The 16,991-nt window shown below is 72.5% G+C and carries 20 protein-coding genes; 16 read left to right on the top strand and 4 right to left on the bottom strand.

Annotated elements, in window-relative coordinates:
* The first annotated feature begins 114 nt into the window (after nucleotides 1-114).
* The 13 genes from SCNRRL3882_RS07155 to SCNRRL3882_RS07095 all read left to right on the top strand — a co-directional run bounded on the left by SCNRRL3882_RS07155 (nucleotide 115) and on the right by SCNRRL3882_RS07095 (nucleotide 10,565).
* Nucleotides 115-2,448 (top strand): FAD-dependent oxidoreductase, encoded by a 2,334-nt coding sequence (locus tag SCNRRL3882_RS07155; RefSeq protein WP_231911103.1) that lies wholly within the window; start codon nucleotides 115-117, stop codon nucleotides 2,446-2,448.
* Nucleotides 2,445-4,292: a transketolase gene (locus SCNRRL3882_RS07150; RefSeq protein WP_010038720.1), complete on the top strand. Its 1,848-nt coding sequence runs from the start codon at nucleotides 2,445-2,447 to the stop codon at nucleotides 4,290-4,292. Before SCNRRL3882_RS07155 ends, SCNRRL3882_RS07150 begins: the two co-directional genes overlap by 4 nt.
* Nucleotides 4,289-5,218, top strand: a complete 930-nt coding sequence (gene ligD, locus SCNRRL3882_RS07145; protein ID WP_010038718.1) for a non-homologous end-joining DNA ligase — start codon at nucleotides 4,289-4,291, stop codon at nucleotides 5,216-5,218. Before SCNRRL3882_RS07150 ends, ligD begins: the two co-directional genes overlap by 4 nt.
* A 91-nt stretch (nucleotides 5,219-5,309) precedes the next feature.
* Nucleotides 5,310-5,678 (top strand): gas vesicle protein, encoded by a 369-nt coding sequence (locus SCNRRL3882_RS07140; RefSeq protein ID WP_078602812.1) that lies wholly within the window; start codon nucleotides 5,310-5,312, stop codon nucleotides 5,676-5,678.
* Between the two features lie 46 nt (nucleotides 5,679-5,724).
* A complete protein-coding gene (locus tag SCNRRL3882_RS07135; RefSeq protein ID WP_010038714.1) occupies nucleotides 5,725-6,159 on the top strand; it encodes a gas vesicle structural protein GvpA in 435 nt (144 codons plus the stop codon).
* On the top strand, nucleotides 6,156-6,929 hold the full coding sequence (locus SCNRRL3882_RS07130) for a GvpL/GvpF family gas vesicle protein (RefSeq protein WP_010038712.1): 774 nt from the start codon (nucleotides 6,156-6,158) through the stop codon (nucleotides 6,927-6,929). The genes SCNRRL3882_RS07135 and SCNRRL3882_RS07130 overlap by 4 nt, the downstream gene beginning before the upstream one ends.
* 4 nt (nucleotides 6,930-6,933) lie before the next feature.
* Nucleotides 6,934-7,197, top strand: coding sequence for a gas vesicle protein GvpG (locus SCNRRL3882_RS07125; RefSeq protein WP_010038710.1), 264 nt, complete (start codon nucleotides 6,934-6,936; stop codon nucleotides 7,195-7,197).
* The gene (locus tag SCNRRL3882_RS07120) at nucleotides 7,194-7,829 is read left to right on the top strand and encodes a hypothetical protein (protein ID WP_029181095.1); all 636 of its coding nucleotides are present in this window, start codon (nucleotides 7,194-7,196) and stop codon (nucleotides 7,827-7,829) included. Before SCNRRL3882_RS07125 ends, SCNRRL3882_RS07120 begins: the two co-directional genes overlap by 4 nt.
* A complete protein-coding gene (locus tag SCNRRL3882_RS07115) occupies nucleotides 7,826-8,956 on the top strand; it encodes an SRPBCC family protein (RefSeq protein WP_010038706.1) in 1,131 nt (376 codons plus the stop codon). Before SCNRRL3882_RS07120 ends, SCNRRL3882_RS07115 begins: the two co-directional genes overlap by 4 nt.
* Nucleotides 8,953-9,291 (top strand): gas vesicle protein, encoded by a 339-nt coding sequence (locus SCNRRL3882_RS07110; RefSeq protein ID WP_010038705.1) that lies wholly within the window; start codon nucleotides 8,953-8,955, stop codon nucleotides 9,289-9,291. The genes SCNRRL3882_RS07115 and SCNRRL3882_RS07110 overlap by 4 nt, the downstream gene beginning before the upstream one ends.
* Nucleotides 9,288-10,043 carry a GvpL/GvpF family gas vesicle protein gene (locus tag SCNRRL3882_RS07105; RefSeq protein ID WP_010038704.1) on the top strand — a complete coding sequence of 252 codons (756 nt, stop codon included), beginning with the start codon at nucleotides 9,288-9,290 and terminating at the stop codon, nucleotides 10,041-10,043. The genes SCNRRL3882_RS07110 and SCNRRL3882_RS07105 overlap by 4 nt, the downstream gene beginning before the upstream one ends.
* A gap of 16 nt (nucleotides 10,044-10,059) precedes the next feature.
* Nucleotides 10,060-10,248 (top strand): gas vesicle protein, encoded by a 189-nt coding sequence (locus tag SCNRRL3882_RS07100; RefSeq protein ID WP_029181094.1) that lies wholly within the window; start codon nucleotides 10,060-10,062, stop codon nucleotides 10,246-10,248.
* Entirely contained in the window at nucleotides 10,245-10,565 is a 321-nt protein-coding gene (locus tag SCNRRL3882_RS07095; protein WP_010038702.1) for a gas vesicle protein K, read from the top strand. Before SCNRRL3882_RS07100 ends, SCNRRL3882_RS07095 begins: the two co-directional genes overlap by 4 nt.
* A 1-nt stretch (nucleotide 10,566) precedes the next feature.
* Here the strand turns inward: SCNRRL3882_RS07095 and SCNRRL3882_RS07090 are convergent, their stop codons facing one another.
* The 3 genes from SCNRRL3882_RS07090 to SCNRRL3882_RS07080 all read right to left on the bottom strand — a co-directional run bounded on the left by SCNRRL3882_RS07090 (nucleotide 10,567) and on the right by SCNRRL3882_RS07080 (nucleotide 13,069).
* A complete protein-coding gene (locus SCNRRL3882_RS07090) occupies nucleotides 10,567-10,737 on the bottom strand; it encodes a hypothetical protein (RefSeq protein ID WP_010038701.1) in 171 nt (56 codons plus the stop codon).
* 42 nt (nucleotides 10,738-10,779) lie between these two features.
* Nucleotides 10,780-11,601, bottom strand: a complete 822-nt coding sequence (locus SCNRRL3882_RS07085) for a class I SAM-dependent methyltransferase (RefSeq protein WP_010038700.1) — start codon at nucleotides 11,599-11,601, stop codon at nucleotides 10,780-10,782.
* Nucleotides 11,602-11,704: 103 nt separating this feature from the next.
* Nucleotides 11,705-13,069, bottom strand: coding sequence for a diacylglycerol kinase family protein (locus SCNRRL3882_RS07080; protein ID WP_010038698.1), 1,365 nt, complete (start codon nucleotides 13,067-13,069; stop codon nucleotides 11,705-11,707).
* Nucleotides 13,070-13,160: 91 nt separating this feature from the next.
* Between SCNRRL3882_RS07080 and SCNRRL3882_RS07075 the strand changes: the two genes are divergently transcribed.
* Both SCNRRL3882_RS07075 and SCNRRL3882_RS07070 read left to right on the top strand, forming a co-directional pair.
* Nucleotides 13,161-13,703 (top strand): MOSC domain-containing protein, encoded by a 543-nt coding sequence (locus tag SCNRRL3882_RS07075; protein WP_078602804.1) that lies wholly within the window; start codon nucleotides 13,161-13,163, stop codon nucleotides 13,701-13,703.
* A gap of 91 nt (nucleotides 13,704-13,794) precedes the next feature.
* The gene (locus tag SCNRRL3882_RS07070) at nucleotides 13,795-15,414 is read left to right on the top strand and encodes an ATP-binding cassette domain-containing protein (RefSeq protein WP_010038693.1); all 1,620 of its coding nucleotides are present in this window, start codon (nucleotides 13,795-13,797) and stop codon (nucleotides 15,412-15,414) included.
* A gap of 31 nt (nucleotides 15,415-15,445) precedes the next feature.
* Here the strand turns inward: SCNRRL3882_RS07070 and SCNRRL3882_RS07065 are convergent, their stop codons facing one another.
* A complete protein-coding gene (locus tag SCNRRL3882_RS07065; protein WP_010038692.1) occupies nucleotides 15,446-16,573 on the bottom strand; it encodes a Vms1/Ankzf1 family peptidyl-tRNA hydrolase in 1,128 nt (375 codons plus the stop codon).
* A gap of 65 nt (nucleotides 16,574-16,638) precedes the next feature.
* Between SCNRRL3882_RS07065 and SCNRRL3882_RS07060 the strand changes: the two genes are divergently transcribed.
* Nucleotides 16,639-16,926, top strand: coding sequence for a DUF6158 family protein (locus SCNRRL3882_RS07060; RefSeq protein WP_010038687.1), 288 nt, complete (start codon nucleotides 16,639-16,641; stop codon nucleotides 16,924-16,926).
* The last annotated feature ends 65 nt before the right edge of the window (nucleotides 16,927-16,991 follow it).

The raw sequence follows: 16,991 nt of genomic DNA, 5'->3' as shown, positions 1-16,991 counted from the left end.
TTCCGGAAACCGGCGGCGTTCGGGCGAGAGGAGCCCGGCGGACGTTTGGGTGCCCTGGCCAGGGGGACGCGGAAGGCTCCCCAGCTACGCGACAGCGCCGGAAGCGAGTGAACCGTGAGTCGACCCCGCATCGTGATCGTCGGTGCCGGTTTCGCCGGGTACCGCGCGGCCCGCACCCTGGCCCGGACGACCCGGGGGCGGGCGCACATCACCCTGCTGAACCCGACCGACTACTTCCTGTATCTGCCCCTGCTGCCCCAGGTCGCCGCCGGTGTCCTGGAGCCGCGCCGGGTCACGGTCTCCCTCTCGGACACGCTGCCGGACGTACGGCTGGTGCTGGGCGAGGCCGACCGGGTCGACCTCGACGGACGGACCCTGCACTACACCGGGCCCGAGGGGGACGGCGGCACGCTCGCCTACGACCGGCTGGTGCTCGCCGCGGGCAGCGTCAACAAGCTGCTGCCGATCCCGGGGGTCGCCGAGTACGCGCACGGCTTCCGCGGGCTGCCGGAGGCGCTGTACCTGCGCGATCACGTGACGCGGCAGGTGGAGCTGGCAGCCGCGGCCGACGACCCCAAGACCTGCGCCGCCCGGTGCACCTTCGTCGTGGTCGGCGCCGGATACACCGGTACGGAGGTCGCCGCGCACGGGCAGATGTTCACCGACGCGCAGGTCCGCAAGCACCCGCTGCGGCAGGGCATGCGGCCGCGCTGGATGCTGCTGGACGTGGCGCCCCGCGTGCTGCCCGAGATGGACGAGAAGCTGTCCGCCACCGCCGACCGGGTGCTGCGGCAGCGGGGCGTGGACGTGCGGATGGGAACCTCCGTGAAGGAGGCCACGCCCGACGGGGTCGTGCTGACCGACGGCGAGTTCGTCGAGACCCGGACCCTGGTGTGGTGCGTGGGCGTACGGCCCGACCCGCTGGTCGAGTCCCTCGGGCTGCCTTTGGAGAAGGGACGGCTGCTCGTCGACCCGCACCTCCAAGTGCCGGGCCGGCCCGAGCTGTTCGCCTGCGGTGACGTGGCCGCGGTGCCGGATCTGGAGAAGCCGGGCAGCTACACGCCGATGACCGCGCAGCACGCCTGGCGGCACGGCAAGGTCGCGGCGGAGAACGTCGCGGCCTCGCTCGGCCTGGGCGGCGCGCGCAAGCCCTACCGCCATCGCGACCTGGGCTTCGTCGTCGACCTGGGCGGTGCGAAGGCCGCCGCCAACCCGCTCGGCGTGCCCCTGTCCGGGGTGCCGGCGGGTGCGGTGGCGCGGGGCTACCACCTCGCCGCGATGCCGGGAAACCGGGTCCGGGTCGCCGCCGACTGGCTGCTGGACGCGGTACTGCCGCGCCAGGCCGTGCAGTTGGGGCTCGTCCGGTCCTGGTCCGTGCCGCTGGACACGTCGTCACCGGAGCTGGCCCGGGTGCCGGGCGGGCCGGAGCAGCGGCAGGAGGCGAGCGCCCGCTCGGGGCCGGGGGCGGCGGTCGCGGCCGACACGCACGAAGGGGGGACCGGCGCGGGGTCCTTGCAGGGCCGGGCCGGAGACGAACCCGCGAAGGGGCAGCCCGGATCCGGCGCGATGCAGAACCGGCCCGGATCCGGGACCGCGCAGCGCCGCTCGGAGGAGGAACTGGCCAAGGGCCGCCCCGGTGCTGAACCGACCAGTACCTGGCCGACCGACGAGCCGGCCAAGGGACCGCTCGGGGGCGGATCCGCCAAGGGCCGGCTGAGCGGCGAGCCGACGAAGGGACGGCCCGGCGGCGAGCCCGCCAGGAGCCAGGTCGGTGGCGAGCCGACTCGGGGCCAGGCTGCGGCTGAGCCCGCGAAGGGGCAGTCGGGTGGTGAGCCGTCCAGGACCTGGCCGGCCGACGAGCCGGCCAAGGGACCGCCCGGTGGTGAGCCCGCGAAGGGGCAGCCTGGCGGTGAGCCCGCGAAGGGGCAGCCTGGCGGTGAGCCCGCGAAGGGGCAGCCTGGCGGCGAGCCCGCCAGGAGCCAGGTCGGTGGCGAGCCGACTCGGGGCCAGGCTGCGGCTGAGCCCGCGAAGGGGCAGTCGGGTGGTGAGCCGTCCAGGACCTGGCCGGCCGACGAGCCGGCCAAGGGACCGCCCGGCGGCGAGCCCGCGAAGGGGCAGCCTGGCGGTGAGCCCGCGAAGGGGCAGCCTGGCGGTGAACCCGCGAAGGGGCAGCCTGGCGGTGAACCCGCCAAGAATCAGCCTGGCGGTGAACCCGCCAAGAATCAGCCCGGCGGCGAACCCGCCACGAACCAGGCCGGCGGCGAGCCCGCCGAGAAGCAGCCCGGCGGCGAGCCCGCCGAGAAGCAGCCCGGCCGTGAAGGTGCCGAGAAGCAGCCCGGGGCCGTCCCGGAGCCCCCGGCCGGTCAGCCACCCCCCGGACCCGACACCGCTCCCGGTCCCGTCAAGCGGTCCGACGTCCCGGACGACTCCGCGAAAGGAGACTCATGAACACCGGTGAACTCACCGACCTCGGACAGCAGCTGCGCGTGGACAGTGTCCGCGCTGCCGCCGCCGCCGGCTCCGGGCACCCGACGTCCTCCATGTCCGCGGCCGATCTGATGGCCGTCCTGCTCGCGCACCACCTCCGCTACGACTTCGACCGCCCCGCCCACCCCGGCAACGACCGTTTCGTCCTCTCCAAGGGACACGCCTCCCCGTTGCTGTACTCCGCGTACAAGGCGGCCGGCGCCATCGACGACGAGGAGCTGCTCACCTTCCGCAAGCTGGGCAGCCGACTCGAAGGGCACCCCACACCCCAGCGCCTGCCCTGGGTCGAGACGGCCACCGGCTCGCTCGGGCAGGGCCTGCCGGTCGGGGTCGGCATCGCGCTCGCCGGCAAGCGGCTGGACCGCACCGGCTACCGCACCTGGGTGCTGTGCGGCGACAGCGAACTGGCCGAGGGATCCGTGTGGGAGGCCGCCGAGCACGCCGGGTACGAGCACCTGGACAACCTCACCGTGATCGTCGACGTCAACCGGCTCGGCCAGCGCGGCCCGACCCGGCACGGCCACGACCTGGACGCCTACGCCCGCCGCTTCCAGGCCTTCGACTGGCACACCATCGAGGTCGACGGGCACGACGTGGACGCGATCGACCGCGCCTACGGAGAGGCCGCGTCCACCAAGGGCCAGCCCACCGCGATCCTCGCCCGCACCCTCAAGGGCAAGGGCGTCGAGGGCGTCCAGGACCGCGAGGGCCTGCACGGCAAGCCGCTGCCCGAGGCCGACGACGCGATCGCCGAACTCGGCGGCCCGCGCGACATCCGCGTCCAGGTGCAGGAGCCGCCCGCCGCGCGCATGCTGCACTCCGTCCACACCGGGAACTTCGAACTCCCGACCTGGGACAAGGGCGAGGAGGTCGCCACCCGCAACGCCTTCGGCGAGGCCCTGGCCGCCCTGGGGACCGGCCGCGGCGACATCGTCGCCCTGGACGGCGAGGTCGGCGACTCCACCCGCGCGGAGTTCTTCGCCAAGGAGCACCCCGACCGCTACTTCGAGTGCTACATCGCCGAGCAGCAGCTGGTCGCCTCGGCCGTCGGACTCGCGGCACGCGGCTGGGTGCCGTACGCCGCCACCTTCGCCGCCTTCCTGACCCGGGCCCACGACTTCGTCCGGATGGCGTCCGTCAGCGGCTCCGGCATCAACCTCGTCGGCTCGCACGCGGGCGTCGCCATCGGCCAGGACGGGCCCAGCCAGATGGGTCTGGAGGACCTGGCGATGATGCGGGCGGTGCACGGCTCGACCGTGCTGTACCCCTGCGACGCCAACCAGACCGCGAGGCTCGTCGGCACGATGGCAGGCCTGGAGGGCGTCCGCTACCTGCGCACCTCGCGCGGCGAGAGCCCCGTGATCTACGGCCCGGACGAGGAGTTCCCGGTCGGCGGGAGCAAGGTGCTGCGCTCCTCCGACCGCGACCGGCTGACCCTCGTCGCGGCCGGCGTCACCGTGCACGAGGCACTGGCCGCCGCCGACGCCCTGGAGCGGGCGGGCATCCGGGCGCGGGTGATCGACCTGTACTCGGTGAAGCCCGTCGACCGGGCCACCCTGCGCCGGGCCGCCGAGGAGACCGGCTGCCTGGTGACCGTGGAGGACCACCACCCGGAGGGCGGCATCGGCGACGCGGTCCTGGAAGCCTTCGGCGACGGACGCCCCGTACCGCGCCTGGTACGGCTCGCCGTACGGAGCATGCCGGGCTCGGCCTCCCCGGACGAACAGCTGCACGCCGCGGGTATCGACGCCGAGTCCGTCGCGGCGGCCGGGCGGCTGCTGGTGGAGGAGGCGGTCGTGCCGTGAGCGGCGGCGACGGCACGCGCAGGGTGCGGGCCGGCCGCCGCACCGTGGAGGTCCACCGGCCGGACAAGGTGCTCTTCCCCGGCGGCGGGGACGCCAAGGAGTACACCAAGGGCGACCTGGTGGACTACCACCGCGCCGTCGCGCCCTTCATGCTGCCGCACCTGCGCGGCCGTCCGCTGATGCTGGAGCGGCACCCGGACGGGCTCGACGGGCCCACGTTCATGCAGAAGAACACCCCGGACCACTACCCGGAGTGGATCACCCGCGTCGAGGTGGCCAAGGAGGGCGGCACCGTCCGCCACGTGGTCTGCGACGACACCGCCACCCTCCTCTACCTGGCCGACCAGGCCGCCGTCACGCTGCACCGGTGGCTGTCCCGCGCCGACAGCGTCGACCACCCCGACCGGCTGGTCTTCGACCTGGATCCGGCGGGGGACGACTTCGACGCCGTACGCGAGGCCGCCCGGCTGCTTGGGCAGCTGCTGGACGAGCTGGAGCTGCCCTCGGCGCTGATGACCACCGGATCGCGCGGGCTGCACCTGATCGTGCCGTTGAACGGCCGGCACGACTTCGACGAGGTGCGCTCCTTCGCCCACGACGTCGCCGGCACCCTCGCCGACGCCCACCCCGATCGGCTGACCACCGCCGCCCGCAAGAAGGACCGCGGTGAGCGGCTCTACCTCGACGTGCAGCGCAACGCCTACGCGCAGACCGCCGTCGCGCCGTTCACGGTCCGGCCCCGGCCGGGCGCGCCCGTGGCCACCCCGATCACCTGGGACCAGCTGGACGACCCGGAGCTGCATGCCCGCCGCTGGACCATCGCCGACGCCGTCGAGCAGGCCCGCACCGACCCCTGGTCGGGTCTGCTCACCCGAGGCCGGGCACTGGGACCGGCCCGGCGGCGGCTGAACGCCCTGCGCGGCTGAGCCACACCCGTGGCCCGCGGCGGGTGGCAGATGCATGCGCCCGTAGAGGTTTGGCGAACACTCTTGCGGCCACACGGAGGGGGAGGTGGCCATGTCGAACACAAACAACACGCAAGAGTCACAGAGTTCACAGAAATCTCAGGACTCCCAGAATCCTCGCAAATCCACTGACAACACGGCCGACGACCGGCCGAGCCCCATGGAGGTGCTGCGCCACGCGCGCGGCCAGCTCGCGGAGCTCACCGGCATGACCGCCGAGTCCGTGTCGTCCTTCGAGCAGACCGAGCAGGGCTGGGCGCTGGAGGTCGAGGTCCTCGAACTCGAGCGCGTGCCCGACACGATGAGCCTGATGGCGAGCTATCAGGTGGAGCTCGACGCCCGAGGGCAACTCACGGGTTATCGCCGCGTCCGCCGCTACGAGCGGGGGCGGTCCGACCCGCGAAGGACCGGCGGTCACTAGGCCGCCCGACCGGACCCGCACCCACAGACAAGGAGGGACATCCGGCATGACAGTCGTACCGGCACAGCAGACCGGCGGCGGAGGCGGCAGCAGCGGTCTCTACGACGTGCTTGAACTTGTTCTGGACAGGGGGCTCGTCATCGACGCATTCGTGCGAGTCTCCCTGGTCGGCATCGAGATCCTCAAGATCGACGTTCGCGTCGTCGTCGCCAGCGTCGACACCTATCTGCGCTTCGCCGAGGCGTGCAACCGGCTCGACCTGGAGGCCGGGCCGCGCAAGGACCCGGGCCTGCCCGACCTGGTGGGGGAGATGACCGAGTCCGGCGCGCGCGGCAAGTCCAAGGGGGCGCTGTCCGGCGCCGCCGAGACCATCTCCGACGCCTTCAAGCAGGCGCGTTCCGAAGGCTCCGAGCAGGAGACCGAGTCCCGTCCGCGAGCCCGTAAGAGCACGTCCGCCCGCCGGAAGGAGGAGCAGGAGTGAGCACCTACGTCTACGGCATCGCGGCGAGCTCGCACCCCGGGCTCCCCGAGGGCATGGGCGGCGTCGGCGACCCGCCACGCCCGGTGCGCATCCTGCGCGAGGGCGACCTGGCCGCCGTGGTGAGCGAGGCGCCCGAAGGGCTGCGGCCCAAGCGCAAGGACCTGCTCGCCCACCAGAACGTGCTCAGCGAGGCGGGCGCGGCCGGCTGTGTGCTGCCCATGCGGTTCGGCAGCGTCGCCCCGGACGACAACTCGATCACGGCGGTCCTCGCCGAGCGCGCCGAGCACTACAAGGAGCGCCTGCGGGCCCTCGACGGCCGGGTCGAGTACAACGTCAAGGCCAACCACGTCGAAGAGGCCGTACTGCACCAGGTGATGGCCGAGAACCCGGAGATCCGTGGTCTCGCCGAGGCCAACCGCCAGGCGGGCGGCGGCAGTTACGACGACAAGATCCGGCTCGGCGAGATGGTCGCGGCCGCCGTCAAGGCCCGGGAGGCCGAGGACGCCGCCGCACTCCAGCGCGTGCTGGAACCGGCTGCCGAGGCCGTAAGCGTGGGTCCCGAGTCCACCGGCTGGCTGGCCAACGTGTCGTTCCTGGTGGACCGGAAGTCGGCCGACACCTTCCTGGCAGCCGTGGAAGAGGCCCGCAAGGACCTGCCGCACCTGGAGGTGCGGGTCAACGGACCGCTGCCGCCGTACAGCTTCGTCGAGCCCGGCCCGACCGAGCCGGCGGGCACGGTGGCGAGCGGCACGGACGCCGGAGCGGGGTGACGACGTGGGCCTGATATCGGAGGTGCTGCTGCTGCCGTTCGCACCCGTGCGCGGCAGCGCCTGGGCCATCAGACAGGTGCTCCAGGAGGCCGAGCGGATCTACTACGACCCCGCCACGGTCCGGGCCGAACTGTCCCGTCTGGAGGAGCAGTTGGAGGCCGGTGAGATCACCGAGGAGGAGTTCGACCGTCTTGAGGACGACCTCCTCGACCGGTTGGAGATCGCTTCGCGCGGGAGCGCGGGAACGGGTAACGGGACGACACGATGAACCGAATGGGACTGGGCCTCGCCGTGGGGGCCGGATATCTCCTGGGCCGGACCAAGAAGCTGAAGATGGCGGTGGCCATCGGCGGCCTGGCGGCCGGGAAGCGGATGAACCTGAGCCCGCGCATGGTCGCGGACCTGGTCCAGCAGCAGCTGCGGAACAATCCGCAGGTCAAGGAGATCGGGGACCAGCTGCGGCAGGACCTGCGCGGTGTCGGCAAGGCGGCCTCCGGGGCCATGGTCGAGCGGCAGCTCGACGCCTTCGCCGACCGGCTGCACGGGCGTACGGCCCAGGTGCGTGACCAGTTGGCGGGCGCGGTGCCCGGCGGCGCCGGTGCCGAGGACGTCGAGGACGAGGAGCCCCAGGAGCCCGAGGACTCCGCGCCGGACGAGGACGAGGAGCCGGAGCCGGCCCCGGAGGAGGCGGCGAAGAAGGCCCCGGCCAAGAAGGCACCCGCGAAGAAGGCGGCGAAGAAGGCCCCCGCCAAGAAGGCACCCGCGAAGAAGGCCCCCGCCAAGAAGACGGCGGGCCCGAAGGCGGCGAAGAAGGGCACGGCCGCGAAGAAGGCGACCTCCGCCGGGAACCGGGGCGGCAGCTCCCGGACCCGGCTGCCGAAGGGAGGCGGTGAGGGATGACCGACACGCTCGGATCCGCGTCCTCCGCCGCAAGCGGAGCGACGAAGAACCCGCTCACCGACGTGGCCCACAGCGAGGCCGCCGACCGGCTGAAGGCCGAACTGCAGGAGTACCTCGCCGCCCAGGCCACCCGGATGCTGACCGGCGTGGGCCGCAAGCTCGGCGAGACCACCGTCAGACTGAACGACATCGCCGAGGGCAAGAGCCCCGGCTTCGCCAAGCTCGCCCTCGACGGCGGCCGCAAGCTCGCCGAGGGCAAGGGACCGCTGCGCGCCGCCCTGGAGACCGGCGCCTCGCGCGCCAAGGACAGCGTGACCGGCGCCCTGAAGAACCTGGGCGGCGGCAAGGGGAAGGGCAAGGGCCGTTCCGGCAACAAGCCGACCGTCATCATCGAGCACATCGACGTCGGCGTGCCCGTGCGCACCGCCTACGACCAGTGGACCCAGTACCAGGACTTCAGCACCTTCGCGAAGGGCGTCAAGAGCGCGAGCCGCGACGACGACACCCACTCCGACTGGCAGTTGAAGGTCTTCTGGTCCAACCGCAGCTGGAAGGCGCACACGACCGAGCAGGTGCCGGACAACCGCATCGCGTGGACCTCGGAGGGCGCCAAGGGCACGACGAAGGGCGTCGTCTCCTTCCACCGGATCACCGACGACCTCACACGGGTCCTGCTGGTCATCGAGTACTACCCGTCCGGCTTCTTCGAGAAGACCGGCAACATCTGGCGCGCCCAGGGCCGCCGCGCCCGGCTCGACCTGAAGAACTTCGTCCGCTTCGTCACGCTCAAGGGCGAGGCGGAGGACGGCTGGCGCGGCGAGATCCGCGACGGCGAGGTCGTCCGCAGTCACGAGGACGCGCTCGCCGAGGAGGAGTCCGAGGAGTCCGAGGAGCCCGAGGACGAGTACGCCGAGGAGCCGGAGGAGGAAGGCGAGGAGGAACCCGAGGGCGAGTACGAGGACGAAGCGGAGGCCGAGTACGACGAGGAGGAAGAGCCCGAGGAGGAGCCCGAGGAGGAGCCCGAGGACGAGCCCGAGGAAGAGGCCGAAGGGGAGTACGAGGACGAAGAGGGTGACGAGGCCGACGAGTACGAGGACGAGTACGCCGAAGGCGGGAGCCGGCGATGACGACGCCCAGCAGGATGCCCGAACCCTACGGCCAGGGAAGCGGCGCCAACCTCGCCGACATCCTGGAACGGGTGCTCGACAAGGGCATCGTCATCGCGGGCGACATCCGCATCAACCTGCTCGACATCGAACTGCTCACCATCAAGCTGCGTTTGATCGTCGCCTCGGTGGACAAGGCGAAGGAGATGGGCATCGACTGGTGGGAGACCGACCCGGCACTGAGCTCGCGGGCCCGCCGTGATGAACTGACCCGTGAGAACGCCGAGTTGCGCGAGAGGCTGGCCCGGCTGGAGGAACTGGAGCCCGGCCGCGCGCAGAAGAAGGAGGCACCGTGACCGGACTGCGGTACGTCTACGCCGTCTGCCGCCCCTTCGGTACGCCTCTCCAGTCCCAGCTGTCGGGGGTGGCGGGCGATCCGCCCAGAGCGCTGAACCACCACGGCCTCGTGGCCGTGGTCAGCCACGTACCGGAGCGGGACTTCGCGGAGGAACCGCTCCGCGCCCATCTGGAGGACCTGGACTGGCTCACCGAGACCGCCCGCGCCCACCAGGGCGTGATCGACGCGCTCACCACCGTCACGACCCCGCTGCCGCTGCGGCTCGGCACCGTCTTCCGGGACGACAGCGGCGTGCGGACGATGATGGAGGCCCGCGAAGAGGACTTCCGGCGCACCCTCGACCGCCTGGAGGGCCGGGTCGAGTGGGGTGTGAAGGTGTACGCCGAGTCCGAACCGCAGGAGAGCGCCCGGCCCGCGCAGAAGGCCACATCGGGCCGCGACTACCTGCGGCAGCGGCGTATGCAGACCAGGTCGCACGAGGAGATGTGGCAGAAGGCGGAAAGCTTTTCGACCCGACTGCACGAGGAGCTTTCCGCATTCGCAGAGGATTCCCGGCTGCATCCCCCGCAGAACCCCGCGCTTTCCAAAGCGACCGGGCGTAACGTACTGAACGCCGCCTATCTCGTGCCGCGCGCGCATTCCGAGGAATTCGTGGAAATGGTGGACCGCACGAAGGGCGAGGTGCCCGGAATGCGCGTCGAACTCACCGGCCCCTGGGCGGCCTATTCGTTCGCCGGGGAGGCCACATGACCGACGGGAAGAAGCAGTGACCGTAGTGGAACGCCGTGAGGTCGCCCTCGTGGACCTGCTCGACCGGCTGCTCGCCGGCGGTGTCGTGATCACGGGGGACGTCACGCTGCGCATCGCCGACGTCGACCTCGTCCGTATCGACCTCAACGCGCTCATCAGCTCGGTGAACGCCCAGGTGCCTTCCCCGTTCGAGGAGTTGCTGTGACGTCGTCCGACCAGCCCGCGCAGGACCCGCGGCCGCGCCGCAACCGGCTGGACCTGGAACCCGACACCGTCGAGCGTGACCTGGTCAAACTCGTGCTCACGGTGGTGGAGTTGCTGCGCCAGCTCATGGAGCGCCAAGCGCTGCGCCGGTTCGACGTGGGGGATCTGAGCGAGGAGCAGGAGGAGCGGATCGGCCTCACGCTCATGCTGCTGGAGGAGCGGATGGCGGAACTGCGGGACCGCTACGGACTGCGGCCCGAGGACCTCAACCTGGACCTCGGGCCGCTCGGACCGCTGCTGCCCCGCGACGGGGGCTAATTCACCACCTGTACCAGCGGCCCCTGCCTCCGGCCGCCGACGTACCGCGGACGAAGAATCCCAGCAGCCACACAACGAGAACCGCGAGCGCGATCCACCAGAGAACCTTTACTGCAAATCCGGCACCGAACAGAACCAACGCCAGAAGCAGCACCAGCAGGATGGGAACCATAATTCGAACCTCCTGCTTTTAGGGTGTCCCCGAATCTGTGTTTCAGGCGTCCTTCCGACAGAGAATTTCTCCGTGCAGGACGCTGAACCAGCCGTCCTCCCGCTCCCCCCACTCCCGCCAGGCCTCGGCCGCGGCCCGCAGTTCCGCCTCGCTCGCGTGCCCGCCCCGCAGGGCCCGGTCCGCGTACTCCGACGCCAGCGTCCGGTCGGCCCACAGCCCGCTCCACCAGGCCCGCTCCTCGGGCGTGGCGAACGTCCACGTCCCGGAGGTCGCCGTGACGTCCGTGAACCCCGCTCGCAGCGCCCACGCCTTCAGCCGGCGCCCGGCGTCCGGCTCACCGCCGTTGGCCCGGGCGACCCGGCGGTAGAGGTCCAGCCAGCGGTCGAGCCCCTCGGACGCCGGAAACCAGGTCATCGCCTCGTAGTCCGCGTCCCGCACGGCGAGGAAGCCCCTGGGTTTCAGCACCCGCCTCATCTCGCGCAGCGCCCGCACCGGATCCCCCACGTGTTGCAGCACCTGGTGGGCGTGCACCACACAGAAGGTGTCGTCCGGGTAGTCCAGGGCGTGCACGTCGGCGACCGCGAAGTCGACGTTGGCCAGACCCCGCTCGGCAGCCGTGGCACGCGCCCGCTCCAGGATCCCCGGCTCCCGGTCGACGCCGGTGACATGCCCGTCGGGCACCAGCCCGGCCAGGTCGGCGGTGATGGTGCCCGGCCCGCATCCGACGTCCAGGATCTTCATGTGGGGGCGGAGCGACGGCACCAGATAGGCGGCCGAGTTGGCGGCGGTCCGCCAGGTGTGCGAACGCAGCACCGACTCGTGGTGCCCGTGCGTGTAGACGGCGGTTTCCCGTGGTTCCGGCATGGCGGATCCCACCCCTTCGTGTCGGGTCGGTATGGGATCACCGTACGCAGTCCGGCCGCATATTGAGACCGCATTCCCGCTATATGGACTGACGGTATGTCAGTCAGGCGGGGATCGGACGGTAGACGGTCAGGGCCTCGGGCAGCTTCTCCAGCGTCACGCGGCCCTCCACCTCGGTGACTTCACCGTCGTAGGCGAGGAGCGTGCCGGGCGCCACGTGGTCCAGGCGCAGCCGTCCCACCTGGACGGCGGCGTGGGCGGGGGAGCGGGTCAGCGGCCCCGCGACGGCGGCGGCGAGCAGCCGGACCGCCGGCCGGCGCCCGCCGTGCACGACCCGCACGTCGAGCTGCCCGTCCGCGAGGTCCTTCCGGCGCCCGGGCGCCAGCCCCATGCGGTGATAGGTGCCGTTCCCGGCGAACAGCAGCCACAACGGGCGCGTACGGCCCTGGACCTCGGCCTCCAGCGGGTGCCGGTCGGCCCGCAGCACGCGCAGGGCCGCGAGCACGCCGGCGGGCCAGCCGCCGATCCGGTGCGACCAGCGCTCCCGCTCGCGCACGAGCTCCGGGTAGACGCCGACACTGCACGTGTTGAGGAAGACGCCGTGCTGCCCACCGCAGGAGTACCGGCCCACGTCCACGCGCACGGCGTCACCCGCACGCAGTGCCTGGGCGAGATCGCGTACGTCCTCGATGCCCAGGTCGTAGGCGAAGTGGTTGAGGGTCCCGCCCGGCAGCACCGCGAGGGGCAGGCCGGAGCGGAGCGCCACACGGGCGGCGGCGTTCACGGTGCCGTCCCCGCCGCACACGCCGAGGACCCGGGCACGGGTGGCCGCCTTCGCCAACTCCGCGGGCACGTCGCCCGGCTCGCACTCGACGACCTCGGCCCGGGGGAGCGCGTCCCGCAGGGCACGGACCCGCTCGGCGCTCCCCGCGGCGGTGTTCGCCACCAGCACGAGTCCCTCGCCGTCCGGCAGCGCCGGGGCCTCGGCGCGGGGCCGGGCCGGCGGGGCGACCTGGCCGCGCGTCGGCACCATGCTCCGTGCGGCGAACGCGGCACCCACGCCCAGGGCCGCGCCCGCCAGGACGTCGCCCGGGTGGTGCGCGCCGCTGTGGGCGCGAGAGAGGACGACGGAGGCGGCCACCGGGGCGACGACGATGCCCCAGGCGGGGGACTCCAGGGCGACACCGGTCGCGAATGCGGCGGCCGACGCGGCGTGTCCGGAGGGGAACGAGGCGGTGACCGGCCGCCGCTTCACCTGCCGGATCACCGGGACCGGGCGAGGATGGCGGACCGTGCGCCTGCCGAGGGCGTCGACGGTGAGGGAGGCGAGGACGAGCGAGGCCAGCCCGCGGGTCGCGGCGCGGCGGGCCCGGGGGGTGCGGGTCGCCGCGAGGGCGGCGGCGGCCGCGAACCACAGGGCGCCATGGTTCGCGCCGTGGCTCGGGCGGGGCAGGACGGGGGGCGTCATGGCGTGCGGGTACCCGGAGGGGGGTGGACACACCGACCGTCCACGGGCAGGCTCAGGGTGATCATCATGACCGAAGAGGGGGAACCGAGGGATGAACGGGCGAGTGACGGCGGTCAGCAGCAACGGGGAGTACTCGTTCACCAAGCCGAACCGGGACAGCATCAGGCTGCTCGCCGGTCTCGGGGTGGAGGGGGACGTGCACGCCGGCGTGACGGTCAAGCACCGGTCGCGCGTCGCGCAGGATCCGACCCAGCCGAACCTGCGCCAGGTGCACCTCATGCACGAGGAGCTCTTCGCGGAGCTCGGTGAGGAAGGGTTCAAGGTGGCGCCGGGCGACCTCGGCGAGAACATCACGACGCAGGGCATCGATCTGCTCGGTCTGCCGACCGGCACGTTGCTGCGCATCGGCGACACCGCGGTCGTGGAGGTGACCGGCCTGCGCAACCCCTGCCTCCAGATCGACACCTTCCAGGACGGGCTGCTGAAGCGGGTCGTGGGCCGCGACGAGGCGGGGAACGTCGTCCGCAAGGCCGGGATCATGAGCGTGGTGCGGGAAGGGGGCGTGGTGCGCCCCGGCGACGCGATAGAGGCGGAACTGCCCACGGGCCCGCACCGTCCCCTGGCCCGGGTCTGAGCCGTTGCCGCTGGGGGGCGGGCCCGCAGGCGCGCACCCCCGGCGGAAATGAGTTTGCCCCGCGCGTCGCCGGCCGCACAGAATCGCGCCCATGGGTCACCTCGAAGCCGCGCATCTGGAGTACTACCTGCCTGACGGAAGGGCGCTGCTGGGTGATGTGTCGTTCCGGGTCGGGGAGGGGGCCGTCGTCGCCCTCGTGGGGCCCAACGGGGCCGGGAAGACGACCCTGCTCCGGATGCTCGCCGGTGAGGTCAAGCCGCACGGCGGAACCGTCACCGTCGGCGGCGGACTCGGCGTGATGCGGCAGTTCGTCGGATCCGTACGCGACGAGACGACCGTACGGGACCTGCTCGTGTCCGTCGCCACCCCCCGCCTCCGCGAGGCGGCCCGTGCCGTGGACACCGCCGAGCACGCCATCATGACCGTGGACGACGAGGCCGCCCAGCTCGAGTACGCCCAGGCCCTCTCCGACTGGGCGGAGGCCCGCGGCTACGAGGCCGAGACGCTGTGGGACATGTGCACCACGGCCGCGCTCGGCATCCCCTACGAGAAGGCACAGTGGCGCCAGGTCCGCACCCTCTCCGGCGGCGAGCAGAAGCGGCTCGTCCTGGAGGCACTGCTGCGCGGCACCGACGAGGTGCTCCTGCTCGACGAGCCCGACAACTACCTCGACGTCCCCGGCAAACGCTGGCTGGAGGAACGGCTCGCCGAGACCCGCAAGACCGTCCTCTTCGTCTCCCACGACCGCGAACTCCTCGCCCGCGCCGCACAGCGGATCATCTCCCTGGAACCCGGCCCCGCGGGTGCCGACGCCTGGGTGCACGGCGGCGGTTTCGGCACGTACCACGACGCCCGGCGTGAACGCTTCGCCCGCTTCGAGGAGTTGCGCAGGCGCTGGGACGAGAAGCACGCCCAGCTGAAGAAACTGGTGCTGAACCTGCGTCAGGCGGCCACCGTCAGCCACGAGATGGCCTCCCGTTACCAGGCCGCCCAGACCCGGCTGCGCAAGTTCGAGGAGGCCGGGCCGCCGCCCGAGCCGCCCCGCGAGCAGGACATCAGGATGCGGCTCAAGGGCGGCCGCACCGGCGTCCGGGCCGTCACCTGCGAAGGGCTCGAACTCACCGGGCTGATGAAGCCCTTCGACCTGGAGGTCTTCTACGGCGAACGGGTCGCCGTCCTCGGCTCCAACGGCTCCGGCAAGTCCCACTTCCTGCGTCTCCTCGCCGGCGGCGACGTGGCGCACACGGGCAACTGGAAACTGGGAGCCCGGGTCGTCCCCGGCCACTTCGCGCAGACGCACGCGCACCCGGAGCTGGAGGGCCGCACCCTGCTCGACATCCTGTGGAAGGAACACGCACAGGACCGCGGCGCGGCGATGTCCCGGCTGCGCCGCTACGAGCTGACGAACCAGGCCGAGCAGACGTTCGACCGCCTGTCCGGCGGCCAGCAGGCCCGCTTCCAGATCCTGCTGCTGGAGCTCCAGGGCGTGACGGCACTGCTGCTCGACGAGCCGACCGACAACCTGGACCTGGAGTCCGCGGAGGCGCTCCAGGAGGGCCTGGAGGCCTTCGAGGGCACGGTCCTCGCGGTCACGCACGACCGCTGGTTCGCCCGCTCCTTCGACCGCTACCTGGTCTTCGGCAGCGACGGCCGGGTCCGGGAGACCCCGGACCCGGTCTGGGACGAACGCCGGGTGGAGCGGGCCCGCTAGGGGTCTCCCCCCAGCGGGCCCGGCTCCCCGCTCACTTCCAGCGGAGCAGCGCCCCGAGTCCGCCCACCGGCACCTCGTGCGCCTCCTGCGTCTCCTGCCGGTCCTGGTCCGAGACCGCCAGCGCCGCCGCGTCCGACGCGACGGCCGAGCGGATCAGCGCGTCGTCCGCCCGGGCCGGCCAGGAGTGCTGCTCGCCGAGGATCTTCAGGTCCGTACGCCGTACCGCGACCTGGTCCGGGTCCTCGCCGATCCACACCTCGCGGTGCGCGTCCGGCCCGTCCGGCCTGATCAGCAGCTCGTCGATGCGGTGCTCACGCGCCGCCTCGATCAGCGCGGGCACGCCCTCCACGGCCCCGGCCCGGCCCTCGTCGTCCGGGTTCCGGGCGGCCAGGAACCGCTCCAGCTCCGCCGCGGCCCGCCGCCGTACGTGGTCGGCGCGGGCCCGCTCCACGTCCCCGTCGAGGAGCCGGCTGCCGGTGCCGTGCGGCGCCTCGACGACGAGGTCGTGCAGCCGCTTGGGCAGCCGCTCGTGCACGGACCGCCGCTCACGGTCGTCGCCGACGAGAATGAGCAGGTCGGCGCGGGTCTCCTCCTGGCACACGGCGAGCGCGTCGGCGATCTCCGCGGCGTTGTGCTCCCAGGTGTTCTCCACCCGCAGCTGGAAATGCCGCTCGGACCAGTCCACGGAGCTCGTCCGGTGCACCGGCCACTGGCGCCCGGTGACGCTTCCGGCGGCCTCGCTGCCCAGTCCGCTGCGCAGCTCGAAGTCGGCGCCCTTGCGGTCGACGTACGCCACCACGCACACCGGGTCCTCGCCGGCCAGTTCCAGCAGCGGCGTCACCCGCGGCAGCGGGGCCCATTCGGCCCAGTCGCCGCCCTGCGGGGGACGGGCCAGCGGCGGGTCGAGGACCACCTCGCCGGCGCGGGCGAACAGGGCCCGGCCGTGCGGTTCGGAAGAGTGCCGCAGGTCCTCGATCGCGCTCTGCACGGCCCGGCAGGTCGCCTCGTCCGCGCCCTGGTCGGCCAGCTGCCGGGCCATCGCCCGGGCCGTGAGCTGCCGCTCTTGGGGGGTGGCCTCCGTATGCCGGGAGGTGTCGACGTACACCGAGGCCCAAGGCCCGGGGTGTTCGTACAGTGGGTGCAGAAAAGCGAGATCCATGGCTCCCTCCCGGATGCCGCTCGGGGGTAGTGCTCAGTTGCTCCCCGGGCGGGTACCCGGACCACATGAACGAACACGACGAGCGGGGCAACACCATGACCGGAGTGGACCCTGACCGGCTGGACGACCAACAGCTCATGAAAGAGCTGGAGACCATCCACCGCACGCGGCACGACACGCTGCTCTACGGCTCGAACGACGCACTGCGGGCCCACAACGAACGCATGGCGCAGCTGGAGGGCGAGTTCCTGCGCCGCAACCCGCGCCGCCCGGTGGCCGCGGGCCGCACCCGCGAAGGGGCCCGGGAGCGGGGAAGCGGGGAGTCGACGACTCCCACGACCCCCGGCACCTGAGCCCCCTGGCCGACCGGCACCGGACCGACGCGACCCGGCCCGCGCCCGGCACAACGAACGCGAGC

Origin of the sequence: Streptomyces chartreusis NRRL 3882, assembly GCF_900236475.1 — a bacterium.
Classification (GTDB): domain Bacteria; phylum Actinomycetota; class Actinomycetes; order Streptomycetales; family Streptomycetaceae; genus Streptomyces; species Streptomyces chartreusis_D.
Note: the sequence above shows the minus strand (reverse complement) of the source record. Positions and strands in the feature narration are given on the sequence as shown.

What these genes read in the sequence shown, in the direction of transcription:
- SCNRRL3882_RS07060 (WP_010038687.1), top strand. Translation starts at nt 16,639, where the DNA reads ATGAACGAACACGACGAGCGGGGCAACACCATGACCGGAGTGGACCCT.
- SCNRRL3882_RS07090 (WP_010038701.1), bottom strand. Translation starts at nt 10,737, where the DNA reads ATGGTTCCCATCCTGCTGGTGCTGCTTCTGGCGTTGGTTCTGTTCGGT.
- SCNRRL3882_RS07085 (WP_010038700.1), bottom strand. Translation starts at nt 11,601, where the DNA reads ATGCCGGAACCACGGGAAACCGCCGTCTACACGCACGGGCACCACGAG.
- SCNRRL3882_RS07110 (WP_010038705.1), top strand. Translation starts at nt 8,953, where the DNA reads ATGACGACGCCCAGCAGGATGCCCGAACCCTACGGCCAGGGAAGCGGC.
- SCNRRL3882_RS07115 (WP_010038706.1), top strand. Translation starts at nt 7,826, where the DNA reads ATGACCGACACGCTCGGATCCGCGTCCTCCGCCGCAAGCGGAGCGACG.
- SCNRRL3882_RS07140 (WP_078602812.1), top strand. Translation starts at nt 5,310, where the DNA reads ATGTCGAACACAAACAACACGCAAGAGTCACAGAGTTCACAGAAATCT.
- SCNRRL3882_RS07080 (WP_010038698.1), bottom strand. Translation starts at nt 13,069, where the DNA reads ATGACGCCCCCCGTCCTGCCCCGCCCGAGCCACGGCGCGAACCATGGC.
- SCNRRL3882_RS07120 (WP_029181095.1), top strand. Translation starts at nt 7,194, where the DNA reads ATGAACCGAATGGGACTGGGCCTCGCCGTGGGGGCCGGATATCTCCTG.
- SCNRRL3882_RS07135 (WP_010038714.1), top strand. Translation starts at nt 5,725, where the DNA reads ATGACAGTCGTACCGGCACAGCAGACCGGCGGCGGAGGCGGCAGCAGC.
- SCNRRL3882_RS07070 (WP_010038693.1), top strand. Translation starts at nt 13,795, where the DNA reads ATGGGTCACCTCGAAGCCGCGCATCTGGAGTACTACCTGCCTGACGGA.
- SCNRRL3882_RS07075 (WP_078602804.1), top strand. Translation starts at nt 13,161, where the DNA reads ATGAACGGGCGAGTGACGGCGGTCAGCAGCAACGGGGAGTACTCGTTC.
- SCNRRL3882_RS07065 (WP_010038692.1), bottom strand. Translation starts at nt 16,573, where the DNA reads ATGGATCTCGCTTTTCTGCACCCACTGTACGAACACCCCGGGCCTTGG.
- SCNRRL3882_RS07150 (WP_010038720.1), top strand. Translation starts at nt 2,445, where the DNA reads ATGAACACCGGTGAACTCACCGACCTCGGACAGCAGCTGCGCGTGGAC.